The organism is Pseudomonas fluorescens Q2-87 (assembly GCF_000281895.1).
GTDB lineage: Bacteria > Pseudomonadota > Gammaproteobacteria > Pseudomonadales > Pseudomonadaceae > Aquipseudomonas > Aquipseudomonas fluorescens_S.
Window position 1 is genome coordinate 5,429,243 of record NZ_CM001558.1, and the last position, 24,943, is coordinate 5,454,185.

Below are 24,943 nucleotides of genomic sequence, written 5' to 3' on the forward strand. Positions count from 1 at the left end.
ATCAGTTGACCGTGACCTGACCAAGTGCCGGTTTCTGTTCCCGCGCCTGGTTCTGCGGAGCGTAGACCTGGGTGAAACGCGCCGGCGGCAAGGTGAACTGGCCCTTCTGGGAGAAGCGCACCAGGTGACGCAGGCGCAGCTCGCCACTGAGGGCATCGACCGGCACCGCATAGGCCATCTGGCCCGGCTCGAAACGAGCCTTTTCCAGGGACGTCGGCTCGCTGTCGGCTTTGCCCATCAACTGGATACCCCAGGTGGTGCGCTCCACATCCGCGCCCGGTGGCAGCGGCACTTCAAGCATGCCGTAGCGCATCGGCGTCGGCGCCTTGCTGTTGATGATCACTTCATCCAGGTAAAGGCTGTCGCTGGACAACGGTTTGTTGCCCACGGCTTCGAGCTTGAAGGTGAAGGCATCTTCGCCTGGCACCAGGCGCGACAGGCGACGGGTAATAGTCACCGGTATCGAGACCACGGATGGCTGTTGGCTCTGGAAGCTCAATGCAGCCTGCAGTGGGCGTTCCTGGGCGCCGTTGAGGGTCAGTTGGGTCGGCAACTGCGCGCCCTGCCACTGCCAGTAGGTTTCACCGGTAGGACCTTGCTGGGCTTTCCAGCCTTCGCCCGGAGCCAGGGCCACGGCCGGCGCAGCCTGTTCGATGCTGCGTTGCAGCCAGGTCAAGGCCAGGGCCCGTTCCAGGGTCGATTGTTGCGGCAGCACACGCTGCAGCAAGGCGCTGGCGCGGGCCTGATCGAAGGTTTGCAACGACATGAGCAAGGCTTCGACGAACGGCTGCGAGCTGACATTCAATTGCTGTTGCGCGGTCTCAGCCTGGCGACTGAAAGCGGCCGGCAGCGGCACTTTCGCCTGTTTGGCGAGGGAAGCTGTCAGTACGCGGGCGGTGGCCAAGCCAAGGGCTGAATCCGGTGCATTCATCACCAGGCTGTCTTCGCCGCTGTCGAGCACGCTTTCGCTGCTGTCTTCACTGGCTTTCGCCAGCTCGTCCATCAGGCCGCTGAGCAAGGTGTTCACCGGCAACTGCATCTGCTTGGCGAACGACAGGATCAGCGCCCGTTGCAACAGTGGCGTATCACCGGCCTGCTTGGCATAGACCTCCAGCACCCGCTGCCAGTGTTCCGGCGGCAGGCTCAGGTCCAAGGCCTTGCTGGCGTGCCAGTCGGCGTAATAGGCGTAGGCAGTGAGGAATGCATCCGGCTCACCGTCCTGGCCCCACCAGGTGAAGCTTGCCGATGGCCCGGCCATTTGCACCAGGCGCAAGCGGCTGTTCTGCATGATCAGCCGCAAACGGTCGCGGGACTGCGAATTCGACGCCAGGGTCGGGTACGCGATGCTCAATGGCAGCAGGCGACTGGCGGTCTGCTCGACGCCACCGTAGGGGTAACTCAACAGATCATCCAGGGCGGAGCGGAACAGCGCTTGCGGACTGTCGTCCAGGCGCAGGCGGATATCGCTGGCGTCAGCCGGCAGCGTCAACGGCGTGTCACCGGCGGCCACGTCGATGCGCTGGCTCTGGGTCACCAGCCAGCCATTGCCGCTGGCGTTCAAGTGCACGGCCAGGGCGTCCTGGGTTTCACCGTTCAACTGCAGCTGCACGGTCAGGTCGCCATTGCTCAGCTCAAGGGCCGGCAGCGCGACATAATTGATGCCATTTTTCAGGTCCGCCACCACCCGTTGCTCGGCACCGGCGTAACGGATCAACAGCTCGGCCTTCAGCGGTTTTTCAGACTGGCTGAACGCGAACAGGCCCAGTTGCGGTTTGTCGCCGGCACGGAAGCGGGTCGGGCCGCTCCACTTCAGGTACAGCGGTTTTTCCGAAGCGATGAACTGCTTCTTCTGCCCCACTTGACCGTCGTCGGCAATGGCCCGGGCCGTGATGCGCCAGCGGGTCAACGAGTCCGGCATCTTGAAGGTGAAGCGGGCCTTGCCGCTGGCGTCGGTGACCAGCTCCGGTTGCCATGCGGCGGTGTCCACGTCTTCGCGACGAGGCCGCTCCAGGACCTTGACGCCGCGTTCACTGCGGTTGGCCTTGCCCGGCGCGCCGGGGCTGCCTGGTAACGCCACGTCGTAGCTGATGAACGACAGGCTGGCGCTGGTGCGCACGTTGTTGCGACGCGGGTGATAGAAGAACTGGTCGATGGTCGGCGCCACTTCCGGTTGCAGGGCGTAGACCATTTCGTCGACGACGCTGACGGTCAGGTGCGCCGGAATCGCCTTGCCGGCGAACTGGGTGCTCAGGTCCACGGTCACCGTGTCGCCCGGCCGATAAGTCGGTTTGTCGGTGACGACGGCCACATCGATCTGCGGTGTCACCACTTTGATGCCGGCGTTCTGGAAGCTGTATTGGCCACCCTTGGTGTACAGCACCGAGAAGGTCAGGTTCGGCGCGAAGTTATCTTTCACCGGGATGCGCGCGCGATATTGGGTGTCGCTGAGTCTCTCCATTTTCAGCCAGTCGCCGCCCTTGGACAGCAGCGCGGTGGACTCGACCTTGTCGCGTTCCAATGACAGCAACGCATCGCTGATCGGCTCCGGAAAGGTGATCAGGGCGAGCGCTTCGTCGCCGGCCTTGTATTCGGCTTTATCGAGGACGATCTCGACGGTGCCGGGCACGGCCTTGATGCCTTCGCCGGTCACCGCGTGGGCGGCGGCGCCAATCACCCGGCCGTGGTCGTCCTTGAGCGTCAGGTTATAGGTACCGGGACGGTCGAAGGTCAGGCTGAAGCCTTTATCCTTGGCCGCCAGTTTGCCTTCGCCGGTGCTCTGGTCTTCCAGCCGCACCCACGCGTAGCTGCCCGGCGTCACGGCTTTGGCTTGTTCGTTGCCGCCTTCGTTGGCGTAGCTGAACGCTACCTTCTGGCCGACGGCGCTGAAACGCTGGGGCGCGCCGAGGCGGAAATTCGCCGCGCCACGGTCGATGAGGATTTCCTTGGTGGTCTTGACCCGGTACGCCGCGCCATCGCTGGCGAACACGGTGAGGGTATAACGGCTTGGTTTGTCGGCGGCCGGCAGGTCGAGGGTCGCGTTGCCCTTGGCATCGGTGGTCACTTCGCTGCTGGTCAGCTCGACCGGGAATTGCCCCAGGTATTGCAGCTCGTTATCGACCATCGACAATTGCTGCGCCCGCAGGCTCAGGCTCACCGTAGCGTTGACCACGGGTTTGCCATCCGGGTACAGCAGCACCAGATTGCCCTTGACCGGCTCGCCGGTGCGGTAGTCCTGCTTGGCCAGGTTCAGGGCGATTTCGAAGTGCGGCTTGATGTATTCGGCCACACGGAAAGCGCTGCTGTAGAGCTGGTCCTTGTAGCTGAAGCGCAGTTCATAGCCGCCGGCCACGGCGTTTTCCGGCAGTTGGAAACGGCCTTGGGTGCCGGCCTTGGAGTCCAGCTTCAGGGACAGGGTCTGCAACGCGGTGCCGGTGGCGTCCAGCACGCTGACGTTGACGTCGGCGGCGGTCGGTTGCACCGAATCGCGGGCATTCTTGAATTCACGCCCGACGATCTTCAGCGAGACCCAATCCCCCGGCCGATACAGCGGACGGTCGGTGAAGGCAAAAAGCTTGGTGTCGTAGATTTCGCTGTCGTAGTAGAAGTTTTCGGAGACGAATACACCGCCCTCCTCGTCTTCGCCAATGACGAACGAACGCTCCGGGCTGACGTGCTTGAGGCGCAGCAAGCCATCTTCATCGGTGGCACCGCTGCTCATCACGCCCAGCCCGTCGGTCCACAGCACGTTGACCTTGGGCACCGAACGCCCTTCATGCTTGCGCGCGGCCCAGACCAGCAACTCGTCGCCGGCAATCTTGCTCACCGCCACGGTGTTGGAGACAAAGACCATGGTCGTCGCGCGGTATTTGCCGATCAGTGCTTCCACCAGGTACAGGCCCGGTTTCAACTGGCCCAGCGGCACGTAGACGTTGCCCGGCGCGACACTGACGAATTCACTGGAGGAACCGGCCAGGTTGACGCCAGCCGGCGGCTGGATCGGCTTGGCCTGCCACAGCGGATAACGGAACTGGCTGACCACCGGCAAACCCGGGATCAAGGCAAATTGTGCCGGCGCGTCGTACGGGGTCGGCGCCACCAGGGCATCGCCGATCTTCAGCTCGGGCACTTCCTCGGTCACCTGTTGGCGGGACTCGTAGGAGAACGCCCGCTGCATCACCCGACGGGACTTGCGATACCAGTTGTCCCACAGGTACGCGAGGGTGTTCGACAGGCCTTCACCCTTGAACTGGCCGTCGCTGACTACACGATGGAGGTTTTTCTGGCGCTTGAGGAAATCCAGTGGCTTGTCGATGCGATAGACGCGGATATCGGCGCCGCCGTAGGGCTCCATGCGGAACCGGCGGTAATCGCGGCCCGGCGCTTCAAGGCGAACCATGGCCTGCTCGTCGCTGGCAAAGCTGCTGTCGGCCAGCAGGAAGAAGCTTTCACCGGCCACTGGCGTGTAGCCGCTGGGCTCCACGGTGTCTTCGGCGTTGACGACAGGCGCCAGCAACAGGGCAAACAACAGTGGCAATTTTGAACACAAGCGCAGCATGCGGGCACCGGTCATTGGGAGAGAAAGTTGAGTCGATAGACGCCGATGAAGTTGGGGTTGGCTGCGTCGGGTATCCATCGGGTGTCCTTCCAGTTCATGAGTTGTTGCAGGCTTGCGGAGCGCATGCCGTTGTCGGTAGGGGTTGTGGTGCCGGTGTGATAGGCGATGTAGCGACCCATCCAGATCATCAGGTGCTGGTCGTCGCCCTGGTCGAAGAACATCAGGTCGCCGGGGCGGGCCTGGGCGACATCGCGGCCCACCAGGCGACTGTTGAACTGGATCAGCTTGATGGCGTTGACGTAGGGCCCGACCTTGCCGCCGCCCTGCTGCCATTGCTGGGCGAGGCGCCGTTGCGCATCGCTCAGTGGCAATTCCGGCGGCAGGTAGCGATTGGACAGGCCATTGCTGCGCAGCCACTTGTCGTCGTGGATCTTCAGCGCTTCGTTGGCAGCAAAGCGCACCAGCCCGGCACAATCCTGTTGGTACCAGCGCGGGCTCGGGCCTTTGCTCAGTTGTTCCTGGGCAATGCGCACGAACCAGGCGCGAAACACCTGGGATTGCTCCACGTCCAGTGACGGCGCCTCGATGGCAAGCGCAGGCCTGCCCAGCAGCAACGCCAGCATCAGCAGCCATCGGGCGCTGCGAATCAGTCCTGTCACAGCGCTTTCCATTCCAGCGGCAGCCACTGCCAGTGGCCATCCGGCTCACTGCCTGCCGGCAAGGTCAGGGCGTACTTGCCGTAGCCGCCGAGGGTGCGCAGCTTCGGGATCAGGTAGGTTTGCGCGGCGTTGTAGAACACCGGCTCCATGTCCTGGGGCAGGCTGTCGAGGGTCTCGCGCTGCATCAGTTGCGCCATGGAATCCGGGCCGAAATAGATCGGCATCAGCAGATCCTTCGGCACCACGTCGGCCATCGGCGGGAAGCGCTTGTCGAGGGTGCCGAGGGCCTTGTCCACCAGCTTGTCATCGAGGGAGAACAGCAAGGTCGAACCGTGGCGCGCCAGGCTGACGCGCAAGAATGCCTTGCCAGTGATCGCGTCGGGTTGCTCCGCTTCCTTGGCCAGGTAAGGGCCGAAGTTGGAGCTGACCTGACGCAGCCACTGGTGCGTCGGGCCTTGCTGTTTCTCAACGACCGGGAACGCGTGCTCGGCGACATTGTTTTCGTAGGCGCCCACCATCGAACCGAACAGGCTGCCCAAGTCGCCATCGAGCTTGCCATCGTCTTCATTCAGGCTCGCCACCAGCAGCGGCGTGTACAACCGCGAGTCGGCGTACCAGCACAGGCCGGCGGCGCCAGCCATATGGTCGACCATGGCCTGGGCGGTTTTTTCATCGGCGCCGAGTTTCACCAACAGCGGTTTCTGCGGCTCGGCGGCCAGGGGCAAGGCAACGCAAGCGCTGGCGCCCATGGGCATGGCCTGCCAGATCGGCTTGAAGTCGAAATCCGCTTGGTTTTCCAGTTCGTCCATGGCCAGGAAGCTGTGCCAGCCCTTGTCATCCATGTCGAAGCGCAACCCGGCGAAATTCGGGATGAAACGTTGGTAACCCATGGCGAGCACGCTGGAGTTGACCGAAATGCGCTGCTTGAGCTCCGGCGCCTTGGGCGGCAGACCGAAGGCTTCGGGAAACAGTTTGTCGCCGTTGAGCAAGGCGGCCAATGCGGTGGTCGAGACACTGCCCGGCTCAACCGCTTGGCCGGCGGACGGGTCATACAGCTTCGTCGGGTTGGACAGCACGACCAGCTTGTCGCCATGGGACGCGAAGAGCAGGGATTTGCTGGCGTTGTAGCTCAGTTGATAGAGCGCGACGTCATCGCCGCCGACTTTCAGGTCGGTGAACTTGCTCAACTGCGTGTCGTCCAGGGCGACCTTCGCCAGCGGTTCGAGCATCTTGGCCAGGCCGCCGCGATCCATCACCAGCAGGAAATCCTTGAGGCGACCGTCGGCCCCGCGCCACAGCGCCACATCGGCCGGCTGATCGAAAAGCGCCTCGATCAGGCTGTCCTGCAACTTGAGGTCATGCTCGTAGATGATCCGGCGCAGGCTGCCGATCAACCCGAGGCGATCGGCATGGGCCTCGTAATAGAAGACGAAGTCTTCAGTGAGGGTGGCCTTGAGGAACGGCACCGCCAGCAGATCCTTGGGCAACTGGCTCAGGGAATGGGTCTCGAGCAGGCCGTCGGGGCGACTCAGGCCGAGCTTGTCCAACGCCAGCTCCATGGGCGGCGCCTTGGGCTTGAGCATGAACCAGCCCAACCCGGCGGCGACACCGACCACCAGGCACAGCCCGATCAGCAGCGCCGGCCAGCGGCGAACAGGTTTGGCGACAGGTGTCGGCGTGGTCGGGGAAGCAGTGTTGTCGCTCATATTCACTAGGGCCTGTTCATCCGTGGAGCGGATACTTAGTAGTTGAAAGTCTTGACCAGCAACAGATCGCCAATGGCGCGCAGGGGCACGACAAAGGTCTCGCGTTTTTCATTGACGGTGTTTTCGTTGAGCACCAGGTTGATCTGCGAGGTGATCACCTCGTTCTCGTTGCTGGTTTCCTCGAAGTTATAACCGCCGCTGCCGTAGTTGCCCCAATAGTTCACGTAGACCAGGTACGTGCCGTGCATCGGCGCGGTCATGGTGAACATTTCCGGGCCGGGCCCATCGACGCCATCGGGATCGAGGCCACCGCCGTTGGTCAATGCAGGCTGGCCGAAGAAGGCGTGCTGGCCGTCGGGCGTAATGATGTGCAGGTCCAGTTCGGCCTTCGGGTCGTCCCAGCCCAGCACCACACGAATCTGCGCCGGGGTGCGCAGGCTGTTGGCCTCATAGAACTGCACCCGCTTGAGGGATTGACCCTCGGAGCTGCGCACTTCGACGCTGTTGGAGCCGGCACCGAACGCATACGGCCGGGCGAAACGCCCCTCGTCGTCGGTGTAGAGATTCAGTGGATTGCCGTTGACCGCCAGGCTGTGGGGACCGCGGGCGGTGCCGATGTCCTTGAGGCGGCCTTCGATCATCGTGCGGTTGCGCTGCACGCCGCGGTCGATGGGCGGCGTGGGGTAGGCAACCTGTGGGTTTTCCGTGCGGTCGAGCAAGCCGCTGTAGCGCCACCCGCCGACCGGCTCCGAAAGCTCGGCCGAAGGCTGCGCCCAGGCCAGCGGCGCGCCCAACAGCACGATCAATAATGAAAGAAAACGCACGTATGCCTCCTGCCATGCACGACGCAACCCGGCGCCAATCCTCAGCGCTGCTTGTCATTATTCGGGTTTCGTCTGAAGGCCCCGTCGCAAGGGAGCCGTAGATGGCGCGAAGGTTAGCGATTCGGCGGGTTATTAACAATCGGGGAACACGCGATTCTGTGTGGGAAATCACGTACTGAGGGTGCCATGCGCCGAATAGAGGATTTATTCGGCTCACCAAATGAGCCGAATACGGAAGCTGACGTCACTTCTGACGCAATACCGTGGCGAGGGAGCTTGCTCCCGCTGGACTGCGAAGCAGGCCCCAAGCATTTGCGACCGCTGCGCGCTCGAGCGGGAGCAAGCTCCCTCGCCACAAAAGCAATGAATCATGGCAGGCGTTTACCCCGTCCTGATTTGCCCCAAAACCCCATGTCTGCTAGTGTCGCGCCGGTTTAACAGTCAACCGGAATAGCCGCCATGGCCCGCAAAAAAGCTGCACTGGACTTCGAACAATCCCTGGCCGACCTGCAAACGCTGGTCGAACGGCTGGAGAACGGCGAATTGTCGCTGGAAGACTCGCTGACCGCCTTCGAGCAAGGCATCGGCTTGACTCGCGACTGTCAGGCGGCGCTGGCCCAGGCCGAACAGAAGGTGCAATTGTTGCTCGAACGTGATGGCGAGCTGACCGAAGAACCTTTCGACGCGGAACAGCCTGAATGATCGGCGCGTATCAGGCCAGCAGTCAGGCCCGGGTCAATGCTGCGCTGGATACGTTGTTCACCGCCCCGAGCCCTGAGCTTTCGCGCCTGTACGAAGCCATGCGCTACAGCGTGATGAACGGCGGCAAGCGTGTGCGCCCGCTGCTCGCCTATGCCGCGTGCGAAGCCCTGGGCAGCCAGCCTGAACAGGCCAACGGTGCAGCCTGCGCGGTGGAGCTGATCCACGCGTATTCGCTGGTCCACGATGACTTGCCGGCCATGGACGACGACGATCTGCGTCGCGGCCAGCCCACCACCCATAAAAAATTCGACGAAGCCTGCGCGATCCTCGCCGGCGATGGCTTGCAGAGCCTGGCCTTCAGCGCGCTGCTGGATCCGGCCCTGAGCGATTGCCCGGTGCAGATCCGCCTGGAGATGGTCAGTGCCCTGGCGCTGGCGGCCGGCCCCGCCGGGATGGTCGGTGGCCAAGCCATCGACCTCGGTTCGGTAGGCCTGAAGCTGGATCAGAGCGCCCTGGAATACATGCATCGGCACAAGACCGGCGCCCTGATCGAAGCCAGCGTCAAACTCGGCGCCCTGGCCAGCGGCCGGGCCACGCCCGAACAGCTGCAAGCCTTGCAAACCTACGCCCGGGCCATCGGCCTGGCGTTCCAGGTGCAGGACGACATCCTCGACGTGGAAAGCGATACCCAGACCCTGGGCAAGCGCCAGGGCGCCGACATCGCCCGCGACAAGCCGACCTACCCGGCCCTGCTCGGCCTCGACGCGGCCAAGGCCTACGCCCTGGAGTTGCGTGACCAAGCGCTCGCGGTACTGCGACCCTTTGACGCGGCGGCCGAGCCGTTGCGCGACCTGGCACGCTATATCGTCGAACGACGCAGTTGATACGGGGTCAACCCTTCAGACAGCGTATCGGCCAAGTTCCGGCCAACGCGTGGGCAGCTTGCGATGCATAAGGTAAACTGCCGCCTCTTTCTATACCTATAACGATTCGCCTGATGCCCACGACGTTTCAAGAGATTCCCCGCAACCGCCCGACCACGCCCCTGCTGGACCGCGCCAACACGCCGGACGGCCTGCGTCGGTTGGGTGAAGCCGAGCTGGAAACCCTGGCCGATGAGCTGCGCCTGGAACTGCTCTACACAGTAGGCCAGACCGGCGGGCACTTCGGTGCCGGCCTGGGCGTCATCGAGCTGACGATCGCGTTGCACTACGTGTTCGACACCCCGGATGACCGGCTGGTGTGGGACGTCGGGCACCAGGCCTATCCGCACAAGATCCTCACCGGCCGCCGCGAACAGATGGGCACGCTGCGCCAGAAGGGCGGCGTGGCTGCGTTCCCGCGCCGTTCCGAGAGCGAATACGACACCTTCGGCGTCGGCCATTCCAGCACCTCCATCAGCGCCGCCCTGGGCATGGCGATTGCCGCTCGCCTGCAAAACAGCGAGCGCAAGGCCATTGCCGTGATCGGCGACGGCGCACTGACCGCAGGCATGGCCTTCGAGGCGCTGAACCATGCGCCGGAAGTCGACGCCAACATGCTGGTGATCCTCAACGATAACGACATGTCGATCTCGCGCAACGTCGGCGGGCTGTCCAATTACCTGGCGAAGATCCTTTCCAGCCGCACCTACGCCAGCATGCGCGAAGGCAGCAAGAAGGTCCTTTCGCGCTTGCCCGGCGCCTGGGAAATCGCCCGGCGCACCGAAGAATACGCCAAGGGCATGCTGGTCCCCGGCACGCTGTTCGAGGAGCTGGGCTGGAACTATATCGGCCCGATCGACGGCCATGACCTGCCCACGCTGATCGCCACCCTGCGCAACATGCGCGACCTCAAGGGCCCGCAGTTCCTGCACGTGGTCACCAAGAAAGGCAAAGGTTTCGCCCCGGCCGAAGTCGACCCGATCGGCTACCACGCCATCACCAAGCTCGAACCCCTGGATGCTCCGGCCAGCGCACCGAAAAAGGCCGGCGGCCCGAAATACTCCGGCGTCTTCGGCCAATGGCTGTGCGACATGGCCGCCGCCGACCCGCGCCTGGTGGGCATCACCCCGGCGATGAAGGAAGGCTCGGACCTGGTGGCCTTCAGCGAACGTTATCCGCAGCGCTACTTCGACGTGGCGATTGCCGAGCAGCACGCCGTGACCCTCGCCGCCGGCATGGCCTGCGAAGGTGCAAAACCGGTGGTGGCGATCTATTCGACCTTCCTCCAGCGCGGCTACGATCAGTTGATTCATGACGTCGCGGTGCAGAACCTCGACGTGCTGTTCGCCATCGACCGCGCCGGCCTGGTGGGCGAAGACGGCCCGACCCATGCCGGGAGTTTCGACCTGTCGTTCCTGCGCTGCATTCCCGGCATGCTGGTCATGACGCCGAGCGACGAAAACGAGCTGCGCAAGATGCTCACCACCGGCCACCTGTTCAACGGCCCAGCGGCGGTGCGCTACCCACGGGGCACCGGCCCGAATGCGACCATAGAGCCCGACCTCGAACCGATCGAGATCGGCAAGGGCGTGATCCGCCGCCAGGGCAAGCAAACCGCCCTGCTGGTGTTTGGCGTGCAACTGGCCGAGGCCTTGAAAGTCGCCGAAACCCTGGACGCCACCGTGGTGGACATGCGCTTCGTCAAACCCCTGGACGAAGCCCTGCTGCGCGGGATGGCCGACGGCCATGAGCTGCTGGTGACCATCGAGGAAAACGCCATCATGGGCGGCGCCGGCGCGGCGGTCAGCGAATTCCTGGCTCGGGAAAACATCCTCAAGTCGGTGCTGCACCTGGGCCTGCCGGATATCTACGTCGAACACGCCAAGCCTGCGCAGATGCTGGCTGAATGCGGGCTGGATGAGGCCGGGATCGAAGCAGCGGTGCGCCAGCGGTTGCAGGTGTTGGGCCGGTAATTTTCAAACAACACCAGAAACCTGTGGGAGCGGGCTTGCTCGCGAAAGCGGTGAATCAGTCAATATCGCAGTCGACTGACACACCGCTTTCGCGAGCAAGCCCGCTCCCACATTGCTTTGTGTGAAGCACACATGATCGGAACACCCATGAAACTGCGCCTCGCCCTCACCCTTTCCCTGTTGCCAACTCCGGAACTGCTGGCCGACACCTTCGAACGCGACCGCGCCTTGACACTCCCAGACGTGGTCATCAGCGCCAACCGCCAGGTCGAAGCCCGTAACGACAGCAGCGCCGCCAATACCGTGTTCACCCGCGACGATATCGAGCGCTTGCAACCGGCCAGCGTCACGGACCTGCTCAGCCGCGTGCCGGGCGTTCAGGTTGCGCCACTGGGCGGACGCGGCAGCCTGCCAGGGATTTACATACGCGGCACCAAGTCGGCCCAGAGCTTGGTGCTGGTGGACGGCCAGCGCATCGGCAATGCCACCTCCGGCGACAGCAATCTGCAGCGCCTGAACATCAACCAGATCGAACGGGTGGAAGTGCTGCGCGGTTCACGCTCGGTGATCTACGGCGCCGACGCGGTGGGCGGTGTGATTCAGATTTTCACGCGACGCGGCAATGAACAAGGCCTGCAACCGCGCCTGCACCTGGGCTTCGGCAGCCACCAGAGCTGGGAGCGCAGCCTCGGCCTGTCCGGCGGCGACGAGCAGACGCGCTTCAACCTTGGCGCCAGCCTGGATGATTCCCACGGAACCAACCGCACCCACGAATCCTACGCCAGCGACCGCGACGACGATGCCAATCGCAACCGCTCCTTCAGCCTGAGCCTGAGCCACATCGTCAACGATGAGCTGGAAGTCGGCATGAACGTGTTGGATAACCGCGGCAAAAACGAGTTCGACAACCCATTCGGCCGCTTCGACCCGACCACCTTCGAATCACTGCCCCAGCAGCCCTACAGCGAGTTTGCGGTGAGCAGTTTCAGCAGTTACGTGGACGGACGAATCAACGACGCCTGGAAATCCCGTCTTGAACTGGGCCACAGCGAGAACCGCGAAAAAACCTTCGACAAGCTCAGTGACGTGCGCGAAGTGTTCAACACTTATCGCGATTCGCTGACCTGGCAGAACGACGTCACCCTGGACGAGCGCAACAGCCTGATCGTCGGCGGCGACTGGTATCAGGACAGGGTCAACAGCAGCACGCCGTTCGACGAAGACAGCCGCTGGAACCGTGCGGCGTTTATCCAGCACCGCTTCCGGGCCGAAACGTTCTCCACCGAACTGGGCTTGCGTCGCGACCAGAACCAGCAATTTGGCGGCCAGAACAGCTGGAGCGGCACGTTTACGCTACCGGTGAACCCGGCCAACGACCTGTTGCTGACCTACAGCGAAAGCTTTCGCGCACCAACCTTCAATGATCTGTATTACCCGGACTACAGCAACCCTGATCTCAGCCCCGAGACCGCCAAGAGCTACGAGCTGCAATGGCGCAGCCAACTGAGCGGTAACGCCCGCCTGGAAGCCTCGTTGTATCGCACCGACCTGGAAGACGCGATCATCTTTGGCAGCAACTCGCGCCCGCAAAACGTCGCCTCGGCGCGGATCAACGGGTTCGAAGCGGCCCTGATGCAGGATCTGTTCGGCTGGCAGAGCAACCTGGGCCTGGCCATCATCGACCCTCGGGATCGCGACAGCGGCCACACCCTCGCCCGCCGCGCGCGCCGGACCATGAGCCTGGACCTGGACCGACAATTCGACCGACTGGGCCTGGGCGCCACCTGGCAAGCGGTGAGCGGCAGCTACGACGACGAGAACAACCGCAACGCCCTGGGCGGCTACGCCTTGCTCGGGTTGCGCAGCAGTTGGGCACTGACGCGGGAAGTGAAGCTGGAGATGAAGGTCGATAACCTGCTGGACAAGGGTTATAGCCGGGCGTTGTACAGCCATGACGGCGCGCAGTATGGCTATCGGGAAGAGGGGCGGTGCTGGTTGTTCGGGGTGACTTGGACGCCGTCGCTCTGATCTGGAGTTTGTGGTGCAAGAACTGGCCTCTTCGCGGGCAAGCCCGCTCCCACAGGTCATCTGTGGTGGACCGATCCTCTGTGGGAGCGGGCTTGCTCGCGAAGCAGTCACTGCGGTCTATCGATCTGGCGCGATCAGCCCACACAACCCCGCCGTTGCCTCGATCATCTGGCCACTGGGTCGCTCAAGCCCTTTATCGTTGACCCGCAACAACCGCCCCTGCGCCACCGCGGCCAACTGCGGCCAGGCTTTCCAAGCGTCGAGTTGGGCCTGGTCTGTCGCCAGGATGACTTGCGGATTACGCTGCAACACCGACTCCACGCTCACTTGCGGTGCCGGCAGGCTCAGGTCGGCGAAGACGCTACGGGCGCCGCATACGGCCAGTGCATCACTGATGATCTGCCCGCCCCCGACGGTGTACAGCGGCCGGTCCCAGACTTGATAGAACACCGGCACCGGTGTGTCACGCCGATAACGTTGACGCAACGCCTCAAGACGCTCGCGCAACTGCGCCGCCCGCTGCACACCGCGCTCAGGGCGGCCGAGCTGCGCGGCAATTTCTTCGATTTGCTGGATGAGTTGATCGAGACCGTGGGGCTCGGCGATATAAACCGGGATGTGCAGGCCCTTGAGCTGCTCACGCTGGGCCGGGCCGATACTGCCGGGCCAGAGCAGGAGCAGATCGGGCCGGAGACTGAGCAGACGCTCCATGTCCAGTTGCCCATAACGCCCGACCGAAGGCAGATCCTTCAGCGCCGATGGACGCTCACCGCCATCCAGCACGCCAACGAGCAGATCGGCGGAGTCCAGCTCAACGACGATTTCAGAGAGTGACGGCGCCAGGCTGACAACCCGAGGCGCCGCCACCGTCGAGGCACTGACGGCCAGCAGCAGGAGCGCCAGCCAGCGCCCCATCAGCCGAGCTGTCGCGGGATACGATAGAGGTAGAACAACACAGCGGTGGACAACGCCAGCAGCATCAACGGTACCGCTTCGAGGCCGACGAACACCGCCAGCGCACCGACCCAGGCAGGCAGGCCGGCGGCCAGGAAGGCAGCGCGACGGCGGGCCGCCAGGGCAATCCAGGCCTGGGGTTCTTCCGGTGTGTCGAGGGCTTTCTGGGTGGCGACCAAGGCATGTTTGTAAGGCCCGAAGAAGCGCAGGCTGACAAACATCGACGCCACGCCCGCGATGAACAGCGGCATCGCCAGCACCGGCAAAATCGCTTCGCCCTGGCCGAACACCGCGTTGATCACGAACAGCGGCAGCAAGGCCAGCGCCAGGTATTGCCACCAACTGACGGACAGCCGCCGCCGGACCTGACTGCGCGTCACGCCCGGTCGACCTCGCCCTGGTGCTCGTTGCCCATCATGTGGTCGAGCTTGCTGGCCTTGGTCGCCAGGTAGAGTTTGTTGTGCGGGTTATGGCCAGTGTGCAGCGGCACACGCTCGGCGACGACGATGCCCATGTCGGTCAGTGCCTTGACCTTGCGTGGGTTGTTGGTCATCAAGCGCAAGGATTTCACGCCCAGATGTTCCAGCATGGGCAAGCAGATGCTGTAGTCACGCAGGTCGGCAGCGAAGCCGAGGCGTTCATTGGCTTCCACGGTGTCGGCGCCGCCGTCCTGCAGCTCGTAGGCACGGATCTTGTTCAACAGGCCAATACCGCGACCTTCCTGGCGCAGGTACAGCAGCACGCCACGGCCCTCGCGGGCGATGGCCTGCAGCGCGGCCTCGAGCTGGGAACCGCAATCGCAACGCTGGCTGAACAGGGCATCGCCCGTCAGGCACTCGGAGTGCAGGCGGCCGAGCACCGGGGTACCGTCGGCGAAATCACCCAGGCTCAGCACAACGTGCTCGCGGCCGGTGGCTTCATCGAGAAAACCATGCATGGTGAATTGCGCAAACGGCGTTGGCAGCTTGGAAGCGGCAACAAAAACGACAGGCACCGGTGTGCTCCTGATCTAGTACTGGAGATTCGCAGAGGCGGGCATTGTAACAGCACGACCCGACCGGCGCTTAGGCTGAATTGTCGGCCATAACCATCGAAAAGTTTGATCAGGGCTTGGGTGGCTTGCCGTCTTCGTCGAAGGGATAGGGTTGCTTCCAGCGTTCGAAAATCGGTTTCAACTGCCCGGTTTTCACCAGATCGGCCATGCGCTTGTCAAACAGCTCGCTCAACGCACGCCCACTCTCGGTGTTGGCGAAGCCCAGGTAGAGGGGCAGGTTGATCAGCGGCGAGAGCTTGTATTGCTGGGGATTGTCCGCCTTGGCGAGCACTTGCTGGATTTCCATCAACGCATCGATATAAAAATCGGCGCGGTCATGGGCCAGCATCGGCAGGATGCCCACGGCACGGTGGATTTCATTGAAGCGCCGGATATTGGGCAGGTAGCTGTTGTATTCGTAGCCGCGCATCCATACCAGCCGATAATTGCCGATGGTCGCCAAGGTCGGCGATGGCTTGGACGCCAGCCCCAGGGCATAGATATGGTCGACGTCGTAGTGCCATTTAGGGTAGATCAGCCCCTCGGTCTCATCGCGATAGGCGCCCACCTGCGCGTCGACCTCCCCGCGCTGTACCAGCCCGATCGAGCGGGTATACGGCACGCTGCGGGTCTCCAGCTTGACGCCTTCTGGTTCGAACACCTCGCGCAGGATGTCCCACGCCATGCCCTTGCCATCAGCCTGGGTGTAGTCGGCCCACTCCTCGCTGGCCGCGCGAATCTTGGTCGGCAGCGGCGCCGACTCAGCCACTCCGGCGCCAAGGTAGCCCCCGAGACATAGCAATAACAGTAGTGCGCGGCTTACGCCCATGCCTGGTTCCCTCAGGTGAAACACCACACCAATCCTTGCATTGCCAGCCAGGCGAAGACCCCGGCCAATACATCATCGAGCATGATGCCCACACCTCCGTGCACATGCCGGTCGATCCAGCGGATCGGCCATGGCTTGAGGATATCGAAGAAGCGGAACACCAGAAAGCCCGCCAATAGCCAGTACCAGCCTTCCGGCACCAGCCACAGGGTGATCCACATGCCGACCATCTCGTCCCAGACGATACCTTCATGGTCGTGCACCCGCAGGTCATCCGCCACTTTGCCGCACAGCCAGAAGCCGAACAGCATGGTGATGCCCAGCATCAGCCAATAGCCCCAATCTGGCAACATCTGCCACAACGGTATGAAGGGTAGCGCAACCAGCGAACCCCAGGTACCCGGTGCTTTAGGCAAGGTGCCCGAGCCGAAGCCGAAGGCCATGAAATGCCAGGGATTGCGCCAGACCGAGGGCGGAACGAATTCCGCCGGGACCTGATTGGGATGATCTGTCACGGTGTCTCCCGAAAATGTTGATAACCCCGTACTTGCGGGGTGATGCCGCGCCCGACGCTGTCGACCAGCGTGACGCCGTGCCCGGCCAGTACGTTGCCGATCATGTGGATTGGCCAGCCTTCGGCCTGCAACACTGACAGCCGGGTCGGCGGCATGGCGAATAACAACACATAATCGTCACCGCCGCTCAGGGCGGCATGCTGTGCGCCCGGCCGGCCCAGGAACGTCAGTAAAGCGTTGGACAGCGGTAGCCGGTCCCGTTCAACCTTTATCGCCACACCGGAGGCCTGGGCGATATGTCCGCAATCGGCCAGCAGGCCATCGGAGATATCCATCGCCGCTGTGGCTTTGCCCCGCAACGCCAGGCCCAGGTCAAGTTGTGGCCGGGGTGACCAGTAATGGGCCAGCAAGGGCTCGGCGATGGCGGGTTCGGCGTTACGCTCGCCCAGCACCAGCGGCAACGCACCGGCGGCATTACCCAGTTCGCCGCCGACGCACAGCACATCGCCGGGCTGCGCACCGCTACGGGTCAAGGCCTGGCCGGACGGCACGCGGCCGAATACGGTCAAAGTCAGACTCAGCGGCCCGCGCGTGGTGTCCCCTCCCACCAGCGTCACGCCACAGGCCTGGGCCATCTGGTTCAAACCACGGGCATAGGCTTGCAGCCAATCGGCGGTCACCGTCGGCAAGGTCAGGGCAAGGGTAAAGGCCAAAGGGCTGGCCCCCATGGCGGCCAGGTCACTGACCGCCACGGCCAGCGAGCGCTGGCCGAGCAGAAACGGGTCGCACGGGTCTGGAAAATGCACACCCGCCACCAGCGTGTCGGTGGACACCGCCAGCTGTTCCCCAACGGGAACGGCCAGCAAGGCACAGTCGTCGCCAATTCCCAGTGCAACGCCCTCGCCGCCCTGCGCACACGGCGCGGCAGCGAAGTAGTTGCGGATCAGCTCAAACTCACCCATTGGGATAACAAGCGCCGATCAGCGCTTGAACGCCTTCACTTCAGCTTCACGCAGGCGCGGGGCCAGTTTGTCGAGCACGCCGTTGACGAACTTGTGGCCATCGGTGGAACCGAAGACTTTCGCCAGCTCGATCCCTTCGTTGATTACCACGCGGTACGGCACGTCGACGCGCTTGAGCAGTTCCCAGGTGGAAAGACGCAGGACCGCCAATTCGACCGGGTCCAGCTCTTCGATGGTCAGGTCCAGGCAAGGCGTGAGCGCGGTGTCGATTTCGGTCTTGAACTGCGGAACCCCGTGCAGGATCTCGCGGAAATACGCCCCATCGACATCACTGAAATCGTTGTCGACCCGAAATTGCGCTTCGATCTCGTTCAGCGATTGCTTGGCCATGTGCCATTGATACAGCGCCTGGGTCGCGAGCTGACGGGCTTCGCGACGCTTGACGCTTTTCGAAGGCTTGCCGGCATCGGCTGGCTTGGGATCGCGCGGGTTGAAACGATCGCTTTCGTCGCTAATCACTTGGCCTCCAACTGCGCCAGCAGGCTGACCATTTCCAGGGCGGACAGGGCAGCTTCGGCACCTTTGTTACCGGCCTTGGTGCCGGAACGTTCGATGGCTTGCTCGATGGAATCAACGGTCAGCACGCCGAAAGCGACCGGCACGCCGAATTCCATGGAGACCTGGGCCAGGCCCTTGGTGCATTCGCCGGCCACGTATTCGAAGTGCGGAGTACCGCCACGAATGACCGCACCCAAGGCGATGATCGCCGCATATTCGCCCTTTTGAGCGACTTTCTGCGCAACCAGCGGAATTTCGAAGGCGCCAGGCGCACGGATGATGGTGATGTCGCTTTCGCTCACGCCATGGCGAACCAGGGCATCGACCGCACCGCTGACCAGGCTCTCAACCACGAAGCTGTTGAAACGGCCCACTACCAGAGCGTAGCGGCCTTTGGGGGCGATGAAGGTACCTTCGATGGTCTTCAGGGTCATTCGTCAGATCTCTTAAAGAGCCAGAGCGCGTTCTATACGCGCTCCTACAGTGATATTAGCCACGAATACAGGGCCGGAAAATCCCGGGCAATTATTCGGAGGGCACGTATTCTACAACTTCCAGATCGAAACCGGATATCGCATTAAATTTCATCGGTGCGCTCATCAGGCGCATTTTCCGCACGCCCAGGTCCCGCAGGATCTGCGAGCCCGCACCGACAATGCTGTAGGTGGTCGGTTTTTTCACGGCGGCCTGGTCGGCGGTTTCACGGATATGCGCCAGCAACACGTCGCCATCGAGCGGGTGGCCGAGCAGCAAAACCACGCCGCTGCCAGCCTCGGCCACCGCGACCATGGCGGCCCGCAGGCTCCAGCGGCCGGGCTGCTTGACCATCAGCAGGTCGCGCAGCGGGTCCATGTTGTGCACGCGCACCAGGGTCGGTTCTTCGGCGCAAACGGTACCCAGGGTCAGGGCCATGTGCACGTCGCCTTCCACCGAATCGCGGTAGGTCACCAGATTGAACTGGCCCAGTTCGCTGTCCAGCGGCTGCTCGGCAATCCGCTGAACGGTACGTTCGTGGATCATCCGGTAGTGGATCAGGTCGGCGATGGTGCCGATCTTGATGTTGTGTTCGGCGGCGAAGGTTTCCAACTCAGCGCGACGGGACATGGTGCCGTCGTCGTTCATCACTTCGCAGATCACGCCGCTTGGCTCGAAACCGGCCATGCGCGCCAGGTCGCAAGCCGCCTCGGTGTGGCCGGCGCGAGCCAGGGTGCCGCCAGCCTGGGCCATCAGCGGGAAGATGTGACCGGGGCTGACGATGTCTTCAGCCTTGGCGTCTTTCGCGGCGGCCGCTTGTACGGTGCGCGCGCGGTCAGCGGCAGAGATACCCGTGGTGACGCCCTCGGCGGCCTCGATGGACACGGTGAACTTGGTGCCGAACCCGGAACCGTTGCGCGGCGCCATCAGCGGCAGCTTCAGCAGCTCGCAGCGCTCGCGGGTCATCGGCATGCAGATCAGGCCACGGGCGTGCTTGGCCATGAAGTTGATGTGTTCGGCCTTGCAGCATTCGGCGGCCATGATCAGGTCGCCTTCGTTCTCGCGGTCTTCGTCATCCATGAGGATGACCATCTTGCCTTGGCGGATGTCTTCAACCAGTTCTTCGATGCTATTGAGCGCCACGCGGCACCCCCTTGGGTCAGGATTTGAGGTAGCCGTTGGCGGCCAGAAAACTTTCAGTGATGTTACCGGCCCGCTTTTGTGAAGGGTCAGACTCTGCGGCCTTGTCTCCCAACAGCAGGCGCTCCAGGTAACGGGCAAGCAAGTCGACTTCCAGGTTGACCCGGCGACCGGGCTGGTACGAAGCCATGATGGTTTCGCTCAGGGTGTGGGGAATGATCGTCAGCAGGAACTCGGCCCCGTCCACGGCGTTGACCGTCAGGCTGGTGCCATCGACGGTGATCGAGCCTTTATGGGCGATGTACTTGGCCAGTTCCTTCGGCGCGCGAATACGAAACTCCACGGCCCGGGCGTTATCGCTACGCGAGACCACTTCGCCGACACCGTCGACATGGCCACTGACCAAGTGCCCGCCCAACCGCGTGGTGGGGGTCAGGGCTTTTTCCAGGTTGACCGGGCTGCCGCTCTTGAGATCGTTCATGGCGGTGCAGTCGAGGGTTTCGCGGCTGACGTCCGCCAGGAAACCGTTGCCCGGCAGTTCGACGGCAGTCAGGCACACGCCATTGACCGCGATGCTGTCGCCCAGCTTGACGTCGCTCAGGTCGAGCTTGCCGGTTTCGACGTGGACCCGCACATCGCCGCCCTTGGGGGTGAGTGCACGGATGCTGCCGATGGATTCGATGATGCCGGTAAACATGGAGTCCTCCTCGAGAACGGACCGCCGCTTGCGCGAAAGCCGGGAATTATACGCTCGCCAGCGGAACGGGAACGGCGATGACTCGCCAGTCATCGCCCACGGCGCGGATTTCGGTGATTTTCAGTTCCGGGGCATCTTTCATCTGCGCCAGCGGCCAATCCAGCAACGGTCGCGCCGAAGAGCCAAGGAACTTGCCGGCGATGAAAATCTGGAATTCGTCCACCAGCCCTTGCCGGGCGAAAGCCCCCGCCAGGCGCGGACCGGCTTCCACCAGCACTTCATTGACATCCCGGGCAGCCAACGCCACCAGCAGCCGACGCAGATCGACCTGACCGTCATCGCCTGCCACGATCATGCATTCGGGACCGTTGGCGTATTGTTCTTCCACCGCCATGCACGTGGCGACCAGCGCCGGGCCAGCCTTGAAGAACGGCGCATCCAGCGGCACCCGCAGGCGACCGTCCACCAGCACCCGCAGCGGCGGACGACTCATGATCAGCGCGGTCTGCTCGGCATCCAGCCCGAGTTCATCGGCGCGTACGGTCAGCCGGGCGTTGTCCGCCAGCACCGTATCGGCGCCGGTCAGCACCACACTGGCCTGGGCCCGCAAGCGTTGCACCGCCGAACGTGCGGCGGGGCCGGTGATCCACTGGCTTTCGCCGCTTTCCATGGCGGTACGGCCATCCAGGCTCATGGCGAGCTTGACCCGCACGAACGGCAGGCCGTGTTCCATGCGTTTGAGAAAACCTTCATTGAGCTTGCGCGCTTCGCCTTCCAGCACGCCACTTTCAGTGGCAATGCCGGCCTGGGCCAGCCGCTGCAGGCCGCGCCCGGCAACTTCCGGGTTCGGGTCCTGCATCGCTGCCACCACTCGCGCCACGCCAGCATTGACCAGCGCATCGGCACACGGCGGCGTGCGCCCGTGGTGGCTGCAAGGCTCCAGGGTTACGTAGGCGGTGGCGCCCCGGGCCTTCACGCCGGCGGCGCGCAAGGCATGGACTTCGGCATGGGGCTCGCCGGCGCGGATGTGCCAGCCTTCACCCACCACCTCGCCGTCACGCACGATCACGCAGCCGACCCGGGGATTGGGGTGGGTGGTGTAGTGACCGCGCCGCGCCAACTCCAGGGCGCGGGCCATATAGTGAGCATCGAGGATGGCCTGTTGCGCCGAAACGGTCATTCTTTCACCGGTTCGCGGGCCAGGCGGTCGATTTCTTCGCGAAATTCGTTCAGGTCCTGGAAGCGCCGGTACACCGAAGCGAAACGGATGTAGGCGACTTCATCGAGCTTCTGCAGTTCGGCCATCACCAGCTCTCCGACCACCAGGGATTTGACCTCGCGTTCGCCGGTCGCCCGCAGCTTGTGCTTGATGTGCACCAGTGCCGCCTCCAGGCGCTCGACGCTCACCGGGCGTTTTTCCAGGGCGCGCTGCATGCCGGCGCGCAGTTTTTCTTCGTCGAACGGCTGGCGGCTGCCGTCGGTTTTGATCAGGCGCGGCAACACCAGTTCGGCGGTCTCGAACGTCGTGAAACGCTCGCCGCAGGCCAGGCATTCGCGCCGGCGGCGGACTTGTTCGCCCTCGGCGACCAGTCGCGAGTCGATGACCTTGGTGTCGTTGGCACCGCAGAAGGGACAGTGCATGGTGGCAGGCAACAAAAAAAGGGAGGGCCATGGTAGCGCATCCCACTGGCAAGACAAGCCATAGGGTTTACGGTATACAGACGGGCTTACCGTCAGATCCATGGAATTTACCTTGCTGGAGCCACACATGCCGCTACGAACGCTCGTTTTGCTCAGTCTTTTCAGCCTGCTGATGGCGTGCAGCAGCGACGCCCCCAAACCCGCCGCACCGGCGCCAGCGCCAGCCCCGAAGCAGGCCCAGGAAAAAGCCCGCCAGGCTGCGGAGCTGGGACCATTGCCAGCGTACCAGCGTGAATTGAGCGGCACACTGCAAGGTGTACCGGCTGGGGCCGAAGTGGAACTGGCGTTGCTGGTGATCGATGACAAGGACCGTCCGCAGCAACTGCTCGCCAGCTCCAGCCTGATCGGCACCAACCAGGCCCTGCCCTTTCGCCTGCGCTTCAATCCGGAAGCCTTCCCGGTCGGTGCCCGGGTGGAACTGCGCGGCCGCGCCAGCCAGTCCGGCCAATTGATCCTGCACTTGCCGGAGCAACGCATCACGCAACCGACCACCCAGGCGTTGGGCGCCCTGCAATTTGTCAAAGCGCCATGAAGGCACCGCAGGACCTGCAACACGCGTTGAGTGAGTTGTTGGGCGATGCGCGCCTGGTGACCTGCCCGCTGCCCGAAACCGACTTGCAGTTGTGGCTGATCGATGGCGACAACATGGACCGCGCCTTCAGCCCGGAAGAGACTCGACGCATCCTTCATGAGCCGCCCTATTGGAGCTTCTGCTGGGCCAGCGGCCTGGCGATGGTGCGCTATCTGGCCGAACAGCCGCAGTGGGTCGCGGGCAAGCGGGTGCTGGATTTTGGCGCCGGCTCCGGGGTGGCGGGCATTGCGGCGGTCAAGGCTGGGGCGCTGGAGGTGGTGGCCTGCGACCTGGACCCGCTGGCGATCGCCGCGTGCCGGGCCAACGCCGCGCTCAACGGCGTGGAGCTGGGTTATTCGACGGACTTTTTCGCCGAGGCCGATCGTTTCGACCTGATCCTGGTGGCCGATGTGCTCTATGACCGGGCCAACCTGCCGCTGCTCGACCACTTTCTCAGCCGCGGCCGCGAGGCCCTGGTGGCCGATTCCCGGGTGCGGGATTTCCAGCATCCGCTGTACCGGCGCGTCGACATGCTTGAAGCCATGACCTTGCCGGACCTGGCCGAACCCGAGGAGTTTCGGCATGTGAGCCTGTACCACGCGAGCCGAACCTAAAAGCTTCGCGAGCAAGCCCGCTCCCACATTCGATCTCCGTGGATACAAAATTAGCGTTCAGGCGCAGGTCCCGTGTGGGAGCGGGCTTGCTCGCGAAGGCGTCCTATCAAACACCACAAGACGAAAACCTCACCGCTTTCAGCCACCCCCCACCAAGCCGTATAGTTGCCCCATTCAAGCGTTCTACGAGATTCCCATGACCCAGGACACGCCTTACATCTTCGACGCGACCACCGCCGATTTCGACCAGTCGGTGATCGCGAACTCCTTCCACAAACCGGTGCTGGTGGATTTCTGGGCCGAGTGGTGTGCGCCGTGCAAAGCCTTGATGCCGATGCTGCAAACCATCGCCGAGAGCTATCAGGGCGAACTGCTGCTGGCCAAGGTGAACTGCGACATCGAACAGGACATCGTCGCCCGCTTCGGCATTCGTAGCCTGCCCACGGTGGTGTTGTTCAAGGACGGCCAGCCCGTCGACGGTTTTGCCGGGGCCCAGCCGGAATCGGCGGTACGCACGATGCTCGAACCCCACGTGCAGATGCCACCGCCTGCCGCCGCCGACCCGTTCGAACAGGCCCAGGCGATGTTCGACGACGGCCGTTTCGCCGACGCCGAAGCGTTGCTCACGGTGTTGCTCGGTGAAGACAACACCAATGCCAAGGCCTTGATCCTGTATGCCCGCTGCCTGACCGAACGCGGCGAACTGGACGAAGCGCAGACCGTGCTCGACGCGGTCAAGAGCGATGAGCATAAAGCCGCACTGGCAGGCGCCAAGGCGCAGATCCAGTTCCTCGGCCTGGCCAAGCACTTGCCGGACGCCGCCGACCTCAAGGCGCGCCTGGCCAAAGATCCACAGGACGACGAAGCGGTGTATCAACTGGCGATCCAGCAACTGGCGCGCCAGCAATACGAAGCGGCTCTCGATGCGTTGCTCAAACTGTTCGTGCGCAACCGCAGCTACAGCGAAGGCCTGCCCCACAAGACCCTGCTGCAAGTATTCGAACTGCTGGGCAACGATCATCCGCTGGTGACGACCTATCGCCGCAAGCTGTTCGCGGCGTTGTACTAGAGGAGCAGCTGCAAGCGGCAAGACGGCTTTAATTTGAAGCTTGCGGCTTGTAGCTTGCAGCTTCTTCTCCCACCCAACTATAGAGCGGCGTATCGCCGCCGCTCAGCACCTTGACCTCGGCGCTGTGGCGCAGGCGCACCAATAAGCGTTTGCCCGCCGATGCGCTGCCGGTCAGGCCTTCGAGCTGTTCCAGCAGGTCCGGGCCGCTCAACTGCCCGGCCTTGCGCAGCAGTTCCTTGGCGATCTGCCACACCGCGTCGTCCTGATTCGCTGGCCTGGCCGCAGGGGCTGTCGTGGCGTCGGGCTTGACCGCCTGCAACTGCGCGCCAAGCTGCGCCCAGTCGCCTTCATCCATTTCGATCGACAAGTCCACCGGCCACTCGCCGATGGTTCCGCGTATCCGCAACATCATCGTGCTCCTGAATATTTCATGTGCGCATGCTCCCATGGGCCTTG

The 24,943-nt window shown here is 63.4% G+C and carries 24 protein-coding genes; 7 read left to right on the plus strand and 17 right to left on the minus strand.

The genetic code is table 11. The features are described 5' to 3' along the window. Nucleotide 1: 1 nt before the first annotated feature. Genes PFLQ2_RS03915 through PFLQ2_RS03900 form a run of 4 tightly spaced genes read right to left on the minus strand, consistent with a single transcriptional unit; the run spans nt 2 to nt 7,744 of the window. Nucleotides 2-4,570, minus strand: a complete 4,569-nt coding sequence (locus PFLQ2_RS03915; RefSeq protein ID WP_003185908.1) for an alpha-2-macroglobulin family protein — start codon at nt 4,568-4,570, stop codon at nt 2-4. Beyond that, complete coding sequence (locus PFLQ2_RS03910) at nt 4,567-5,178, minus strand: DUF1175 domain-containing protein (protein WP_225970886.1); 612 nt, start codon at nt 5,176-5,178, stop codon at nt 4,567-4,569. The genes PFLQ2_RS03915 and PFLQ2_RS03910 overlap by 4 nt, the downstream gene beginning before the upstream one ends. Before the next feature lie 32 nt (nt 5,179-5,210). Beyond that, entirely contained in the window at nt 5,211-6,920 is a 1,710-nt protein-coding gene (locus PFLQ2_RS03905; RefSeq protein WP_003185912.1) for a DUF2138 domain-containing protein, read from the minus strand. A 35-nt stretch (nt 6,921-6,955) separates the two neighbouring features. Further along, the gene (locus tag PFLQ2_RS03900; RefSeq protein WP_003185915.1) at nt 6,956-7,744 is read right to left on the minus strand and encodes a YfaP family protein; all 789 of its coding nucleotides are present in this window, start codon (nt 7,742-7,744) and stop codon (nt 6,956-6,958) included. 459 nt (nt 7,745-8,203) lie between these two features. On the opposite strand from PFLQ2_RS03900, the gene PFLQ2_RS03895 reads away from it, so the two are divergent. From PFLQ2_RS03895 to PFLQ2_RS03880, 4 genes are all read left to right on the plus strand, one after another. Next, the gene (locus PFLQ2_RS03895) at nt 8,204-8,446 is read left to right on the plus strand and encodes an exodeoxyribonuclease VII small subunit (protein ID WP_003185917.1); all 243 of its coding nucleotides are present in this window, start codon (nt 8,204-8,206) and stop codon (nt 8,444-8,446) included. Further along, nucleotides 8,443-9,330: a (2E,6E)-farnesyl diphosphate synthase gene (ispA, locus tag PFLQ2_RS03890; protein WP_003185919.1), complete on the plus strand. Its 888-nt coding sequence runs from the start codon at nt 8,443-8,445 to the stop codon at nt 9,328-9,330. The genes PFLQ2_RS03895 and ispA overlap by 4 nt, the downstream gene beginning before the upstream one ends. Before the next feature lie 113 nt (nt 9,331-9,443). Beyond that, nucleotides 9,444-11,342 (plus strand): 1-deoxy-D-xylulose-5-phosphate synthase, encoded by a 1,899-nt coding sequence (gene dxs, locus PFLQ2_RS03885; protein WP_003185921.1) that lies wholly within the window; start codon nt 9,444-9,446, stop codon nt 11,340-11,342. 147 nt (nt 11,343-11,489) lie between these two features. After that, complete coding sequence (locus PFLQ2_RS03880; protein ID WP_003185923.1) at nt 11,490-13,370, plus strand: TonB-dependent receptor domain-containing protein; 1,881 nt, start codon at nt 11,490-11,492, stop codon at nt 13,368-13,370. 117 nt (nt 13,371-13,487) lie between these two features. Here the strand turns inward: PFLQ2_RS03880 and PFLQ2_RS03875 are convergent, their stop codons facing one another. The 12 genes from PFLQ2_RS03875 to nrdR form a co-directional block, all read right to left on the minus strand. Next, nucleotides 13,488-14,285 (minus strand): cobalamin-binding protein, encoded by a 798-nt coding sequence (locus PFLQ2_RS03875; protein ID WP_003185924.1) that lies wholly within the window; start codon nt 14,283-14,285, stop codon nt 13,488-13,490. Next, on the minus strand, nt 14,285-14,704 hold the full coding sequence (locus PFLQ2_RS03870) for a hypothetical protein (protein WP_003185926.1): 420 nt from the start codon (nt 14,702-14,704) through the stop codon (nt 14,285-14,287). The genes PFLQ2_RS03875 and PFLQ2_RS03870 overlap by 1 nt, the downstream gene beginning before the upstream one ends. Further along, nucleotides 14,701-15,318, minus strand: a complete 618-nt coding sequence (gene ribA, locus PFLQ2_RS03865; protein WP_003185928.1) for a GTP cyclohydrolase II — start codon at nt 15,316-15,318, stop codon at nt 14,701-14,703. The genes PFLQ2_RS03870 and ribA overlap by 4 nt, the downstream gene beginning before the upstream one ends. A 109-nt stretch (nt 15,319-15,427) precedes the next feature. Further along, a complete protein-coding gene (locus PFLQ2_RS03860) occupies nt 15,428-16,186 on the minus strand; it encodes a substrate-binding periplasmic protein (protein ID WP_033046307.1) in 759 nt (252 codons plus the stop codon). An 11-nt stretch (nt 16,187-16,197) separates the two neighbouring features. Continuing rightward, the gene (locus tag PFLQ2_RS03855) at nt 16,198-16,701 is read right to left on the minus strand and encodes a phosphatidylglycerophosphatase A family protein (RefSeq protein ID WP_003185932.1); all 504 of its coding nucleotides are present in this window, start codon (nt 16,699-16,701) and stop codon (nt 16,198-16,200) included. Continuing rightward, nucleotides 16,698-17,663, minus strand: a complete 966-nt coding sequence (gene thiL, locus PFLQ2_RS03850) for a thiamine-phosphate kinase (protein WP_003185934.1) — start codon at nt 17,661-17,663, stop codon at nt 16,698-16,700. Before thiL ends, PFLQ2_RS03855 begins: the two co-directional genes overlap by 4 nt. 18 nt (nt 17,664-17,681) lie before the next feature. Further along, nucleotides 17,682-18,182, minus strand: coding sequence for a transcription antitermination factor NusB (nusB, locus tag PFLQ2_RS03845; protein WP_003185935.1), 501 nt, complete (start codon nt 18,180-18,182; stop codon nt 17,682-17,684). Further along, entirely contained in the window at nt 18,179-18,655 is a 477-nt protein-coding gene (ribH, locus tag PFLQ2_RS03840; RefSeq protein WP_003185938.1) for a 6,7-dimethyl-8-ribityllumazine synthase, read from the minus strand. Before ribH ends, nusB begins: the two co-directional genes overlap by 4 nt. 91 nt (nt 18,656-18,746) lie before the next feature. Beyond that, the gene (gene ribBA, locus PFLQ2_RS03835) at nt 18,747-19,838 is read right to left on the minus strand and encodes a bifunctional 3,4-dihydroxy-2-butanone-4-phosphate synthase/GTP cyclohydrolase II (protein ID WP_003185940.1); all 1,092 of its coding nucleotides are present in this window, start codon (nt 19,836-19,838) and stop codon (nt 18,747-18,749) included. A gap of 16 nt (nt 19,839-19,854) precedes the next feature. Continuing rightward, on the minus strand, nt 19,855-20,532 hold the full coding sequence (locus PFLQ2_RS03830; RefSeq protein WP_003185942.1) for a riboflavin synthase: 678 nt from the start codon (nt 20,530-20,532) through the stop codon (nt 19,855-19,857). Between the two features lie 46 nt (nt 20,533-20,578). After that, nucleotides 20,579-21,712, minus strand: a complete 1,134-nt coding sequence (gene ribD / locus PFLQ2_RS03825; RefSeq protein ID WP_003185945.1) for a bifunctional diaminohydroxyphosphoribosylaminopyrimidine deaminase/5-amino-6-(5-phosphoribosylamino)uracil reductase RibD — start codon at nt 21,710-21,712, stop codon at nt 20,579-20,581. Beyond that, complete coding sequence (nrdR, locus tag PFLQ2_RS03820; protein ID WP_013694316.1) at nt 21,709-22,173, minus strand: transcriptional regulator NrdR; 465 nt, start codon at nt 22,171-22,173, stop codon at nt 21,709-21,711. The genes ribD and nrdR overlap by 4 nt, the downstream gene beginning before the upstream one ends. A gap of 127 nt (nt 22,174-22,300) precedes the next feature. On the opposite strand from nrdR, the gene PFLQ2_RS28230 reads away from it, so the two are divergent. The 3 genes from PFLQ2_RS28230 (at nt 22,301) to trxA (ending at nt 24,487) form a co-directional block, all read left to right on the plus strand. Beyond that, complete coding sequence (locus PFLQ2_RS28230; protein WP_033046308.1) at nt 22,301-22,765, plus strand: YbaY family lipoprotein; 465 nt, start codon at nt 22,301-22,303, stop codon at nt 22,763-22,765. Beyond that, entirely contained in the window at nt 22,762-23,418 is a 657-nt protein-coding gene (locus PFLQ2_RS03815; protein ID WP_003185950.1) for a class I SAM-dependent methyltransferase, read from the plus strand. The genes PFLQ2_RS28230 and PFLQ2_RS03815 overlap by 4 nt, the downstream gene beginning before the upstream one ends. A 196-nt stretch (nt 23,419-23,614) precedes the next feature. Next, the gene (gene trxA, locus PFLQ2_RS03810; protein WP_003185953.1) at nt 23,615-24,487 is read left to right on the plus strand and encodes a thioredoxin; all 873 of its coding nucleotides are present in this window, start codon (nt 23,615-23,617) and stop codon (nt 24,485-24,487) included. 28 nt (nt 24,488-24,515) lie between these two features. Here trxA and PFLQ2_RS03805 read toward each other — a convergent pair whose 3' ends face one another. Beyond that, nucleotides 24,516-24,896, minus strand: a complete 381-nt coding sequence (locus PFLQ2_RS03805; protein ID WP_033046310.1) for a hypothetical protein — start codon at nt 24,894-24,896, stop codon at nt 24,516-24,518. Between the last annotated feature and the right edge of the window lie 47 nt (nt 24,897-24,943).

Bases quoted from the DNA above. Each gene is read 5' to 3' on its own strand.
- PFLQ2_RS03905 (WP_003185912.1), bottom strand. From the start codon at position 6,920: ATGAGCGACAACACTGCTTCCCCGACCACGCCGACACCTGTCGCCAAA.
- ribD (WP_003185945.1), bottom strand. From the start codon at position 21,712: ATGACCGTTTCGGCGCAACAGGCCATCCTCGATGCTCACTATATGGCC.
- PFLQ2_RS03910 (WP_225970886.1), bottom strand. From the start codon at position 5,178: ATGCTGGCGTTGCTGCTGGGCAGGCCTGCGCTTGCCATCGAGGCGCCG.
- ribH (WP_003185938.1), bottom strand. From the start codon at position 18,655: ATGACCCTGAAGACCATCGAAGGTACCTTCATCGCCCCCAAAGGCCGC.
- PFLQ2_RS03805 (WP_033046310.1), bottom strand. From the start codon at position 24,896: ATGTTGCGGATACGCGGAACCATCGGCGAGTGGCCGGTGGACTTGTCG.
- PFLQ2_RS03895 (WP_003185917.1), top strand. From the start codon at position 8,204: ATGGCCCGCAAAAAAGCTGCACTGGACTTCGAACAATCCCTGGCCGAC.
- PFLQ2_RS28230 (WP_033046308.1), top strand. From the start codon at position 22,301: ATGCCGCTACGAACGCTCGTTTTGCTCAGTCTTTTCAGCCTGCTGATG.
- PFLQ2_RS03830 (WP_003185942.1), bottom strand. From the start codon at position 20,532: ATGTTTACCGGCATCATCGAATCCATCGGCAGCATCCGTGCACTCACC.
- ispA (WP_003185919.1), top strand. From the start codon at position 8,443: ATGATCGGCGCGTATCAGGCCAGCAGTCAGGCCCGGGTCAATGCTGCG.
- dxs (WP_003185921.1), top strand. From the start codon at position 9,444: ATGCCCACGACGTTTCAAGAGATTCCCCGCAACCGCCCGACCACGCCC.
- PFLQ2_RS03860 (WP_033046307.1), bottom strand. From the start codon at position 16,186: ATGGGCGTAAGCCGCGCACTACTGTTATTGCTATGTCTCGGGGGCTAC.
- PFLQ2_RS03815 (WP_003185950.1), top strand. From the start codon at position 22,762: ATGAAGGCACCGCAGGACCTGCAACACGCGTTGAGTGAGTTGTTGGGC.
- trxA (WP_003185953.1), top strand. From the start codon at position 23,615: ATGACCCAGGACACGCCTTACATCTTCGACGCGACCACCGCCGATTTC.
- PFLQ2_RS03875 (WP_003185924.1), bottom strand. From the start codon at position 14,285: ATGGGGCGCTGGCTGGCGCTCCTGCTGCTGGCCGTCAGTGCCTCGACG.
- thiL (WP_003185934.1), bottom strand. From the start codon at position 17,663: ATGGGTGAGTTTGAGCTGATCCGCAACTACTTCGCTGCCGCGCCGTGT.
- PFLQ2_RS03880 (WP_003185923.1), top strand. From the start codon at position 11,490: ATGAAACTGCGCCTCGCCCTCACCCTTTCCCTGTTGCCAACTCCGGAA.
- PFLQ2_RS03915 (WP_003185908.1), bottom strand. From the start codon at position 4,570: ATGACCGGTGCCCGCATGCTGCGCTTGTGTTCAAAATTGCCACTGTTG.
- nrdR (WP_013694316.1), bottom strand. From the start codon at position 22,173: ATGCACTGTCCCTTCTGCGGTGCCAACGACACCAAGGTCATCGACTCG.